7 protein-coding genes are annotated in these 11,824 nt (G+C 64.7%); 5 read left to right on the plus strand and 2 right to left on the minus strand.

The features are described from left to right. Positions 1–178 precede the first annotated feature (178 nt). On the plus strand, positions 179–2,500 hold the full coding sequence (locus ACTHK2_RS16325) for an SIR2 family NAD-dependent protein deacylase (RefSeq protein ID WP_440246776.1): 2,322 nt from the start codon (positions 179–181) through the stop codon (positions 2,498–2,500). Positions 2,501–2,670: 170 nt separating this feature from the next. Here the strand turns inward: ACTHK2_RS16325 and ACTHK2_RS16330 are convergent, their stop codons facing one another. Next, positions 2,671–3,150, minus strand: a complete 480-nt coding sequence (locus ACTHK2_RS16330) for a hypothetical protein (RefSeq protein ID WP_440246778.1) — start codon at positions 3,148–3,150, stop codon at positions 2,671–2,673. A 30-nt stretch (positions 3,151–3,180) separates the two neighbouring features. Continuing rightward, positions 3,181–4,851 carry a urocanate hydratase gene (hutU, locus tag ACTHK2_RS16335; protein WP_440246780.1) on the minus strand — a complete coding sequence of 557 codons (1,671 nt, stop codon included), beginning with the start codon at positions 4,849–4,851 and terminating at the stop codon, positions 3,181–3,183. Positions 4,852–5,003: 152 nt separating this feature from the next. Here hutU and ACTHK2_RS16340 point away from each other — a divergent pair, with 152 nt between their 5' ends. From ACTHK2_RS16340 to ACTHK2_RS16355, 4 genes are all read left to right on the plus strand, one after another. Then, on the plus strand, positions 5,004–7,328 hold the full coding sequence (locus ACTHK2_RS16340) for an InlB B-repeat-containing protein (RefSeq protein ID WP_440246781.1): 2,325 nt from the start codon (positions 5,004–5,006) through the stop codon (positions 7,326–7,328). Positions 7,329–7,430: 102 nt separating this feature from the next. Further along, the gene (locus ACTHK2_RS16345) at positions 7,431–9,122 is read left to right on the plus strand and encodes a diguanylate cyclase (protein ID WP_440246783.1); all 1,692 of its coding nucleotides are present in this window, start codon (positions 7,431–7,433) and stop codon (positions 9,120–9,122) included. Between the two features lie 14 nt (positions 9,123–9,136). Further along, positions 9,137–9,949: a hypothetical protein gene (locus ACTHK2_RS16350; protein WP_440246785.1), complete on the plus strand. Its 813-nt coding sequence runs from the start codon at positions 9,137–9,139 to the stop codon at positions 9,947–9,949. Positions 9,950–10,310: 361 nt separating this feature from the next. Then, positions 10,311–11,642: a delta-60 repeat domain-containing protein gene (locus ACTHK2_RS16355; protein ID WP_440246787.1), complete on the plus strand. Its 1,332-nt coding sequence runs from the start codon at positions 10,311–10,313 to the stop codon at positions 11,640–11,642. The last annotated feature ends 182 nt before the right edge of the window (positions 11,643–11,824 follow it).

Consider the following 11,824-nt stretch of genomic DNA (forward strand, 5'->3'; position numbering starts at 1 on the left):
GCGATTGACCGCATTTCCACCGCTGCCACACATCCTGCTTCTGGGCATCGGAAAGCCCAGGTCGACCCCTTCGTGCCATAGCTCGTCCTTATCCTATCGGCGCAACCCACGGTAGCGTTGCATCGACCGGTTGAGCTCGCCAGGTGGGAAATTTTTAAGAGCAGCCGACTATTACTTCATGAGCGACGCAGTAGTGGACGGGGCGAAATTCGAATACCTTGAAAGCCTGTTGTCGAGCTACGACGCAAACAAGATTAGATGTCTAGCACGACTACCAACCGACGCATGCCTCACAACAAATTTCGATCGAAGTATATTCGATGCATACGCACTAGAAAAAAACCTCTCTCCGCGCGAGTATAGCTATGCAGATAGCGTCTTTAAGCGCGCCGCGTGGGACAATAATTTATTTGTTGCGCGAATCCATGGCGCCATTGAAGCCGCTGAAACGTGCGTGTTGACGACGCGACAGTTTGACGAAATTGTCCTCAATGAGCACTACGTAAACGTACTGCGGCAATATTTTGTACGAGAAAACATCGTTTTCTTGGGATTCTCTTTCTATGATCCCGCCATTCAGTCCGTGATCAGAGAATTCCAAAAGAGCTTCGGCCCAGCTGCTCCTGGACGACATCTAGCGATACTCCCAAGAGGTTCAGCAAGTGATCTGATCATTGACGCAGCCAAGCTCAACATCAAGGTAGTTGAATATGACTCTGCCGACGACCACAAGGAATTCTGGGATGCGCTGAACTCGTACAAACCCAAGCTACTTTCTGGCTCATCCAGCTTCTCAAGGACTTTTGGACTGACGCGATTCTATCTGGCCGCCTGTTATGCGCGCGCGAATCTAAATACTACCCGTACCGCGCTTCGCCAGTCGGTACTTGAAGGTTTTGTCTCAGCCCACTTGCAATCCGCACATCCTGCCGCTCTATCGGTTGATGAGATTGCGGAAAAAATTAGGCGAAATATTGGTATTGGAACAAGCGAAGTCTCCGGATTGGTATCCGAGTCGCTTTCGGCTTTGCGAAGAGACGGCCTATGCAAGAAAGTGGAAAGCGATAGCGCGCCAGAGAAGTTTGAATGGATCGGCGAATTGGTGGACATTGACAGTCCGATGAACGCCGTAGCCCGACTCGCAAATGGCATCGTTCACCGCGCCAGTATTCAGGAAAATTGGAAAATTGACCCCACATTGACACCCACGATCCATGGCGTGGTGCAGCATATGATTCTTCGACGGGGATGGGATTTGGGAGCAGCTTTCGCGATGGGACGCCCGCCCGAAGAAGTTGCCATACAGTCCCTCGTTGATCAGTCAGCGACTACGCTTCCCGCATTTGATCGAGAACGCCTTACGCGCATCCTCACGCTAATGTTGAGGAACCCGACGCAAGACGAATCCAAGGCACTGGGTGAACTCGGTCGAATGAGCTTTGCACTAGAAATGGCTTTCCATTCCCCTAAATCTATTCTCCTGCACGAAGCGGTACTACCTCGCGGAGCTTATGTAGACTCAAGCATTCTCTTACCAGCCATAGTTTTCGGCCATCCTTATCATGGAGTCTATCATGACACCTTCCAGAAGCTGAGAGAAGCCGCTACAAACGCAACATTTGACTTTTCATTGATGGTCACAAGGCCATACTTGAATGAGGTAATTAGCCATAAGAATCTAGCGATCGCCTACCATCGAGAAGCAGGCTCGAAATTTCTCGACGTCCTTTCGAATGATGTCGCTTACCACGGCGCAGCAAATGTGAATGTATTCTTGGGATCGTACGCAATTCTCCAAGAACGCGACCCAAGCTTGAATTTCGGTGAATTTTTAGCATCATATGCACCGTACAAGACGGAAGACAATCTGAGAGGGTGGTTGGAAAATAACCACTTCAAGGTAGTAGAAACGTCTAAAAATAACCGATACGCTAAAATGTATGGTCAATTGGAAGTTGCTTACGCGAACAAGCTTGAGCGCGGAAAGCAGCCGATATTGATTGAGCACGACGCTCTGCAGATAGCAAGACTCGAAGACGACATTCTTCGAGGCCGCCGATACCTACTGGTGACCGCCGACAAAAACCTTCACAAGAAGCTCTCAGATTCCGAGTTTGATGTCGTCAGGGATTCTCTCCTGAGTCATGTCGCCCTCGTGCAGCTTGTCGACTTGCTAATCGGAGGGATTTCCGAAAGCGCAGGCGCAACCGACCTTATGTGGAGTACTCGGATTTCGACGAGAACTCAGTCGATAGCCGCATTCCTTACGTCAAAGTCTCTTTCCAGATATGACGCTGCAACGGCTATGTGCATGCCGACCCTCGTCGAACAATTCAGCGACAAAGTCGTCGAAGAGCTCGGAGATCAAGGCGCCGACCTTGAATCCGATGATGCGCTCAAAAGGACCCGCGCATTTCAACAACTTGGAGTCTTGGCAGACCGCTATTTCGAAAGAATGTCTCTGGAGATTGATAAAATAAACAATAAAATTAATAATTAATTTAGACTTGATCGAACAAGTGTCTGAGCACCTGAATCTGTCCTTGGTGTTCTTTGAAACCGCCAGCAGAAGTGCGAGTGACTGGGAACGCCGCATCGCCACGAATCGTTTAACCGTTTCGGTACGAAAACCCGATGCCACCAAGATACTGCCTGCAGCATCACCATGGCCTAAGCCCAATCTGGCGCTCCGGGCTCAATGAGTTCCAGTACTTGCGTCAACCCCGTTAGAACCTCGTGTTGATTGGGGGTGACGTATCCGTGGCGACCTTCCGTGTATCGGAAGACAAATGACTGATGACCGCTATTCAAAGTCTTGCACCAATCCGGCGGCGCCGGTTCAACCGCAATGCCGAGCTGGGCAGCCTCATGCCATAGGCCCACTAGATTGTGCCGCAGCTGGTGACTCTTGAGCTTATTGACGTCGAAGCTCGCGCGTACCAGAAGACATTTCAGCGCCGCTTCCAGCGATTGAGCTGCCAGGCTTGCGAAGCCACGCGCTCCACGACGCGCGCCCGCGAGCGCGCGGCAGCCGAAGAAGAAATCGATAGCGGGATACATGTAGCCGTCCGCCGCGGATACGGGAAGCAATCGAATACCCGGGGCAGTCCCCCGCGCATGTGCGATGAATTTGGCATCCGTCTTTTCCATACAGTCCCTCTTCACATGTTTGCGCGCATCTCATGCCATCGGCAACTTGAGCCCCTGCTCCTTCGCACACTTCGCCGCGACCTCATACCCCGCATCCGCATGCCGCATCACGCCCGTGCCCGGGTCGTTCCACAGCACGCGCGCGAGGCGGCGATCCGCGTCTTCGCTGCCGTCGCAGACGATGACGACGCCGCTGTGCTGCGAGTAGCCCATGCCGACGCCGCCGCCGTGGTGCAGCGACACCCAAGTCGCGCCGCCGGCGACGTTGAGCATCGCGTTGAGCAGCGGCCAGTCGCTGACGGCGTCGCTGCCGTCCTTCATCGCTTCGGTTTCACGGTTGGGCGAGGCGACGCTGCCGGAGTCGAGGTGGTCGCGGCCGATGACGATCGGGGCTTTCAGCTCACCCTTGCGTACCATCTCGTTGAAGGCGAGGCCGAGTTTGTGGCGCTGGCCGAGGCCGACCCAGCAGATGCGCGCAGGCAAGCCCTGGAAGCTGATGCGCTTCGCGGCCATGTCGAGCCAGTTGTGCAGGTGCTTGTCGTCGGGGATGAGTTCCTTGACCTTCGCGTCGGTCTTCGCGATGTCCTCGGGATCGCCGCTGAGCGCGACCCAGCGGAACGGGCCGATGCCGCGGCAGAACAGCGGGCGCACGTAGGCAGGCACGAAGCCGGGAAAGTCGAATGCGTTCGCGCAGCCTTCGTCCTTCGCCATCTGGCGGATGTTGTTGCCGTAGTCGAACGTGGGGACGCCTTGGCTTCGGAACGCGAGCATCGCTTCGACGTGCACGCGCATCGACTTCTTCGCGGCGTCGCGCACGGCGTCCGGCTGGCTCTTGCGGCGCTCGAACCACTGCTCGACGGTCCAGCCGATCGGGAGGTACCCGTTCACGGGATCGTGCGCGCTGGTCTGGTCGGTGACCGCGTCGGGCTTCACGCCGCGCCGGACGAGTTCGGGCAGGATCTCGGCGGCGTTGCCGAGCAGCGCGATCGATTTCGCTTCGCCGGCCTGCGTGTACTTCTCGATGCGCGCAAGCGCGTCGTCGAGGTCGTTCGCCTGTTCGTCGACGTACTTCGTGCGCAGGCGCATGTCGATGCGGTCCTGCTGGCATTCGATGGTGAGGCTGCACGCGCCGGCGAGGCTCGCCGCGAGCGGCTGCGCGCCGCCCATGCCGCCGAGGCCGGCGGTGAGGATCCACTTGCCCTTCAAGTTGCCGCCGTAGTGCTGGCGGCCCATCTCGACGAAGGTCTCGTAGGTGCCCTGCACGATGCCTTGGCTGCCGATGTAGATCCAGCTGCCCGCGGTCATCTGGCCGTACATCATGAGGCCCTTGCGGTCGAGCTCGTTGAAGTGCTCCCACGTCGCCCAGTGCGGCACGAGGTTGGAGTTGGCGAGCAGCACGCGCGGCGCGTCCTTGTGCGTGGGGAACACGCCGACGGGCTTGCCGGACTGGATGAGCAGCGTTTCGTCGTCCTCGAGTTCGCGCAAGCTGCGCAGGATCGCGTCGAAGCATTCCCAGTTGCGCGCGGCGCGACCGATGCCGCCGTAGACGACGAGCTCGCTCGGCTTCTCGGCGACGTCGGGGTCGAGGTTGTTCTGCAGCATGCGGAACGCGGCTTCGGTGAGCCAGCTCTTGCACGAAAGCTCGCTGCCGCGCGGCGCGCGAATCGTGCGGGTGGTGTCGATGCGGGTCGGTGCGTTCATGCGCGCGGGGTCTCCGGAAGGCAGGCGACGATTATAGGCCGCGGCGGCGCGTCTGCCGGGCCGTGTTGGCCGGTGATAAGCTGATCGCACGCCGCTTCGCGGCTACAGGGGGTTATGCGATGACACTTCGATCGGGATGCCGATGGGGCGCCGTGTCGGCGCTTTTCCTCGGGTGTTCGACGCTGGCGGCGGCGCCGGCGCAGCGCACGCGCGTAGACCAGCACGGGGATTTCGCGCTCATCGGCAATACGCTGGGGCAGGACTGCGCGATCGGTGTTCCGCCGCCGCTGGTCGGCACCGTGGCCGCGTGCGGCACGAACACGTCCGATTCGGCGCCGGACATCTTCTGGCGCTCCGACAGTCCCGCCGTGGGCCAGGCGATGGCGGACACCACGATCACGCCCGCGACGGCGCGCTCGAGCGCGGTGCTTGCGTTGCCGGAGGGCGCGCAAGTCACGCAGGCATTCCTGTATTGGGCGGCGATGGCGACCACGCCGACGGCGACCGCGAACCTGTCGCGCCCGGGCGATTTCGCGACACCCGTGACGAGCCTGCAGACGATCGTCGGCGCGAACAGCGCGTACCTCGATGTCGCCGATGTCACCGCGCTCGTGCAAGCCAACGGCAACGGCGTCTATCGCTTCGGCGGTGCGTCGATGGACAACTGGGTCAATCTCAGCAATTCCAACGTGTTCGCCGGATGGTGGATGGTCGTGCTCTACCGCCTCGACACCGAACCACTGCGATCGGTGACCGTGTTCGACGGCCTCGATGCCGTCAGTAATGCGACGCCGCTCAGCCTGTCCGCGGGCGGCTTCATCGCGCTGCCATCGGCCGGCCTACCCAAGCTCGGCATCGTCGCGCTCGAAGGCGACGCCGTCACCGCGAGCGACGATCTTTCGGTCAACGGCGTACCCGTGAGCGACGCGCAGAACCCGACGAACAATGTCTTCAACGGTTCGCACAGCGCGCTCGGCAGTCCCGTCTCCACCACGGGCGACCTGCCGCAGACAAGCGGCCTGCCGGGGAGCCTCAGCGGCGTCGACCTCGACGTGTTCGACCTCAGCCTCCAGGTCGGCGCCGGCGCGACGCAGGCGGCGATCGCGGCATCGACCGCGGCCGACATCTACCACGTGGCCTCGCTCATCACGTCGATCCCGACCGTCCGCCCGTTGTTCGACACGAGCACGCTGTCGGTGATTGACCTGAACGGCGGCGCGGCGATGCCCGGCGACGTGCTGCAGTACACGGCGACGGCAACCAATACCGGCACGGAGGCCGGCACCAGCACCGTGTTCACGCTGAACCTGCCCGCGGGCACCACGTACGTGCCCGGCTCGCTCGAAGTCATCGCCGGCGCGAATGCGGGCGCCAAGACTGACGCGGCCGACGGCGACCAGGCCGAGTACGACGCGGCGAACAGCCGCATCGTCATGCGCGTCGGCACCGGCGCCAACGGCGCGAATGGCGGCACGCTGGGGACCGGCGAGTCCACGACGGTGCGCTTCTCCCTCGCGGTCGCGCCGTTCTGCTCGGGCACGGTCAGCATTCCGGCCAGCGGGGCGATCGCGAGCACCGGTGCGACGACGCTCGCCGCCGTCGCGGACGTCACCGATGCCGATCCCGGCACGCCCGGAGCGCAACCCGCCACGACGACCGTCGACGTGCGCTGCCTGACGCTCGCCACCATCGGCGTCGGCGGCGGCACGATCACGCCCGCGCCGAGCGGCATGAGTTGCAGCAGTGGCATCGGCTGCCTGCAGCCGATGCCTGCCAATGCGCTGATCGCGCTGAGTGCCACGGCGGACGCGAACTCGACCTTCGCCGGATGGTTCGGGGACGCAAGCGGCAGCGCCAATCCGGTCGCGGTGACGATGGACGTCGACCGCAACGTGACCGCGCACTTCCTCGGTAACCAGGCGATCACCAATTTCATCGCGTTGCCGGCGACGCCCGCGTACGCACCGGGCGGCTCGTTCGTCGTGTCGGCGAACGGCGGCCCGTCGTCGCAACCGGTCGTGTTCGCCGGCCTCACGCCCGGCACCTGCTCGGTCGTCGGCACGACCGTCTCGATCCTCGCGGCCGGTACGTGTTCGATCACCGCAAACCAGGCGGGGGACGCGAACTACGCGCCGGCGCCTGAGGCGCAGCTCGACGTGACGATCGCACCCGGCGCCCAGGCCATTACCGACTTCGTCGCCACGCCCGCCGCGCCGGTGTTCACGCCGGGCGGCACGTTCACCGTGTCGGCCAACGGCGGCGCGTCGGGCCAACCGGTCGTGTTCGGCGACATCACGCCAGCGACGTGCACGGTCGCCGGAAGCACGGTGACGATGCTCGCCAGCGGCCCGTGCACGATCAGCGCTGACCAGGCCGGGGACGCCAACTACGCGCCGGCGCCGCAGGCCACGCTCACCGTGATGCTCGGCATCGACGACAGGATCTTCGCGAGCGGTTTCGACAGCCCGCCGCCTTGATGGGCGGGTCCGATCCGGTAGCATGAACGAGCCCGCGGAACCGGGCGCGGTGACGGGGGCTGGGGCGTGGAGCGACGGTTCGCTTCGACAGGCGTTGCATGCGTGTTCGTGCTGCTGCTCGCGCTGCTGCAGGGGTTCGTCGCGCGCGCGCAGGCGCCGACGTCGGCGCAGCCGGGCTGGGTGGTCACCGAGCTGCCGACCGCGATCGGCGACGACGCCGCGGCGATCACCCGTGGCGAACACGATGCGTCGTTCCTCTCGCATCCGGGCGACACCGTGCGCGCGGCGCCGGATGCGCCGCTCTGGTTCCGCCTGCGCCTCGACGCGGACTGGGCCTCGGGCGAGCCGCCCGTGCTCGTCGTGCGCAATACCGGTTACGCGCACGCGACGCTGTACGCACCGCCCGACTATCGCGCACAGCCGCTCTCGCTGACCCAACCCGACACGCAGGCGCGCTTCTCGCGCCACGCGATGGCGTTCCTGCTGCCGGCGGGACTGCGCGCGGACCAGTCGCTGTACCTGCGCTTCGATCGCGTGCGCGTCGAGCGACGCCCGACGGTGTCGGTGACCGACCTCGCGAGTTACCAGGCCGCAGACCTGCGCCACGTGCGCATCGTCACGCTGTTCAGCGCCACGCAGCTGACGATGGTGCTGGTCGGCCTGTGCCTCTGGCTTGCGTTGCGCGATCGCATGTACGCGCTGTTCGTCGCCTATTCGGGCCTGCAGCTCGTCTACCTGCTGCTCGTCTCCGGGGAGTTCTACGACTTGCCGCTCGGCGCGCTGCCGCATCTGCTCGGCCAGCGCGCCTCGTGGATCCTCGCGATGCTGAGCGCGACGCTGTCGATCTCCTTCATCCTCGAGTTCTGCCAGTTGCCGCGCGAGACACCGCGCGCGGCGACGCTGCTCGGCGCGATGCGCTGGCCGTACGTCGTCGCGCTGCTCGCATTGATCGTGCCGGTGGACTGGGCCGCGCGCGACGTCGCGATGCCGCCGCTGGCGAACCTCGTGCTGCTGATCGGCGCCGTGATCGCGACCGTGGTGGTCGCGTATGCGGCGCTGCACCGCAATCGCGCCGCGATGTTCTTCCTCGTCGCGTGGATGCCGCAGGTGATCTTCACCGCGCTGCGCGTGACGCAGTTGATCCTGCACCTGCCGCAGCCGCCGTGGCTCGAGTACGGCTTTCCGTTCACCACGTCGTTCTCCAGCGTCATCGTCGTGCTCGGCCTCGCCGACGCGACGTTGCGCGCGCGCCGAGAGCGCGACGTGGCCAAGCGGCTGGCCGAATACGACGGCCTCACGGGCGTGCTCAACCGCCGCGCGATCTCGCGCTGCCTGGAGAACGAATTCGCCGGGGCGACCGCACTCAAGCAGCCGCTCGCGCTGCTGTTCGTCGACCTCGACCACTTCAAGGCGATCAACGACCGCCATGGCCATCTCGTCGGCGACCATTGCCTCAAGGCCGTCGCCGACACGCTCGCCGACGAGTTGCAGGACGGTGAATACTTCGGCCGCTACGGCGGCGAGGAGTTCCTCGCGGTGCTGCCCGGCGCGACGCACGCGGAGGCGATCGCCACCGGCGAGCGCCTGCGCAAGCGCGTCGAGCACCTGTCGATCGACACCGACGGCGTGCGCCTGCACCTGACCGCGAGCATCGGCGTCGCCAGCCGGCTCGGCGGCACCGACTCGCCCGACAAGCTCATCGAGCGCGCGGACGCCGCGCTCTATCGCGCCAAGGCGGAAGGACGCAACCGCGTCTGCACGCACGCGCCGCTCGCGGCCGCCGGCCGCGCCTGACCGAAGGGGATGCCATGGACACGTTGAAGACGGTGCAGGTCGCCGAGCTTTTGCCCGGCGATGTCCTGTTGCACATGGGGCGCGGCGAGTTGTCCAAGCTCATCGCCTGGGTCGGCGACAGCGCCTACAGCCATGCGGCGATGGTGATCGGCCATGGCGAACTCATCGAGGCGGCGACCAAGGGCGTGCGCCATGCGGGCCTTGCCGAGCGCACGCGCATGGTCACCGCGTTCGACTACATCGACGTGTTCCGCCCGCTCCGGCCGACGCCGCGCGACAAGACCGACATCGCCGCCCTGCTCGCCGCCGCGGATGTCTACCTCGGCCGGCCGTACCCGATGACCTCGCTGCTCACGCTCGGCATCGTCTGCGCGGTGCGCAACAAGATCCCCGGCGACGAGCGGTTGCACCAGGCGCTGCGCATGGCGCTCGACCTCGTCGTGCAGGACGACCCCAGCCGCGTCGTCTGCAGCGAACTCGTCTACCGCGGCTACACCGAAGCGGTGACGCGACCGGCGAATGCGCTGCGCCTGCCGATCACCCACCGCGCCTCGCAATCGACGCCGCTGCCGAAGATCGACTTCATCGCGCTCGCAATGGAGTGCCTCGAGGATTACCAGCGCGCGAATCCGAAAGGCGCGCTGCGCGCAGCGGCCCCTGCGGAATTGCCCGACCTGCTCGCGCAGGCACGCAGCACGCTCGGCATCGGCGGCCTGCAGGCGTCCGGCGCCGGCGACGTCGCGCCGAACCCGAAGACCGTATTGCCGGCCGATCTCGAGTTCAGCGGCGGGTTGCGCAAGCTCGGGCGGTTGCCGCTCGTGGCGTGATGCGGGACGGGCGCTCGCCAGGTGGCCGGTCACGGTCGCACAGGGTGCGCACCCACAGGGCCGGGGCACTACCGATTGCATTCGCGCTGATCGCATCCCGCGAAGCGGGCGGAGTGGAAGCGCCCGGCGTCGGGGACGACGGCCCTTCGACTCCGGCCTGCGGCCTGCGCCCAGCGCGAACGGACAACTGCCGCCGTGGGGGCGGATCGCGGCGCGAAGCGCGGGATCCGCCGCTGCGCGGCTTGATCCGGCCTACGCGACCCGACGTTCTTCTGTGGGGAGCGGCAACCCGGCACGGCGTTCCGCGGAACACACGGGCAGCGGGTACCCGGCCAACCGGCCACCCTTGGGAGAGATCGTCATGGAACGTTGGGTCGCTCGATGCGCATTCTCGCTGTCAGTCGTCGCGACGAACGCATGCGCGCTCGACGGCGACGCCGACCCTCATTTCGGTGACGACGGCCAGGTCGCGATCACGCGACCGAGCGACGGCGGCGGCAACGGCACCAAGCCGACCGGCGACCTGCTGCAGCGCGACGACGGCCGCTACCTGTGGGCGGCGCCGCTCGATGACGGCAGCGTATGGGTCGGTCGCTCGCTGCATGATGGATCGCCCGACGCGGCATTCGGCGGCGGTGGACGCGTCACGCTCCCCGCGTGCGGGGACGACCGCAACGTGCGCCTCGCGGACGATGGTGCGGGCGGTGCGATCGTATGGGCGGGCTCGTGCCTCGTGCGGCTCGATCCGGGTGGCGCCACCGTCGCCGGCTTCGGCGGCGGCACGGAGGTGCCACCCAAGGGGTTCAACGCGACGGGTTTCGCGCGCGACGCACAAGGTCGTTACGTGCTCGCCGGCAACGCCGGGCCATCGGAACTGCGCGTGCATCGCTTCGGCGCGGACGGCATCGCGGACGAATCGTTCGGCACGCATGGCGGCACCGTCGTCCTCGTGCCGACGACGAATGGTTTTGCCGACCTCAACGCGCTCGTGGTGCGCGCTGATGGCCGCATCCTCGTGGGCGGCAATCGCGGCAATACGCACGGCCCGAACCTCATCGTCGTGCAGTTGAACGAGGACGGCACGCCGGACGCGTCGTGGGATGGCGACGGCGTCGTCGACATCGAACCGCCGCCCGGCTACGACCGCCTCGTCGCGAACGCACTCGCGCTCGACGACGACGGCGGCCTGGTCGTGTCGGGCATGAGCAGCGACGGCGGCGTGAGTTGCTGCCTCATGCTCACGCGTTTCGACACGAGCGGGCAGATCGTCCCGTCGTTCGGCCTGCGCATCTTCCCCCTGGCGACGCAACCGTCGTTGTTCCCGTTCTTCGAACAGCGCGACGGCGTCGTGCTGCTGCCGAACCGCCGCATCGTGATGGGCACGATCTCGTTCCCGTTCGGCACGCCATTCACGCATCGCACGCAGTACACGCTCGTGCGCACGTTCGCCGACGGCAGCATCGATGCGAGCTTCGGCCACGACGGCTGGAACAGCTACACGATCGCCGACCCGACCGGCACGGGCCAGACCGGTGACTACGTGCAGATGCACGCGATCGCCCATGACCGCACCGACGACAGCCTCCTCATGCTCGGCCGCACGTTCTTCGAAGACAATTCGACCGGCGACGATTACGTCACCTTCGTGCGCGCCCGCTTCGACCTCGTGTTCGCCGACGCGTTCGATCGCTAGCGCCCAAGCCGCGGGCTTACCGCAGGACGGCGCTACGCGCAACGCGCGTGCCGTAGAAGGCCGCGATGGTCGCACGTGTCGCAAGATTGCGGCGGGACTCGCGCTACGCGCTCGACCCGCCCTACGAGGTTTTTCGAGGCTCCCGATGACCTGCATGCTCGTGTAGGGCGGTACGCGCAACG

This window comes from Dokdonella sp. (genome assembly GCF_051958935.1).
In the GTDB taxonomy this organism is placed as follows: Bacteria; Pseudomonadota; Gammaproteobacteria; order Xanthomonadales; family Rhodanobacteraceae; genus Dokdonella_A.

Excerpts from the sequence above, each read along its gene's own strand:
- ACTHK2_RS16330 (WP_440246778.1), bottom strand. The coding sequence starts at position 3,150 with ATGGAAAAGACGGATGCCAAATTCATCGCACATGCGCGGGGGACTGCC.
- ACTHK2_RS16355 (WP_440246787.1), top strand. The coding sequence starts at position 10,311 with ATGGAACGTTGGGTCGCTCGATGCGCATTCTCGCTGTCAGTCGTCGCG.
- ACTHK2_RS16350 (WP_440246785.1), top strand. The coding sequence starts at position 9,137 with ATGGACACGTTGAAGACGGTGCAGGTCGCCGAGCTTTTGCCCGGCGAT.
- ACTHK2_RS16325 (WP_440246776.1), top strand. The coding sequence starts at position 179 with ATGAGCGACGCAGTAGTGGACGGGGCGAAATTCGAATACCTTGAAAGC.
- hutU (WP_440246780.1), bottom strand. The coding sequence starts at position 4,851 with ATGAACGCACCGACCCGCATCGACACCACCCGCACGATTCGCGCGCCG.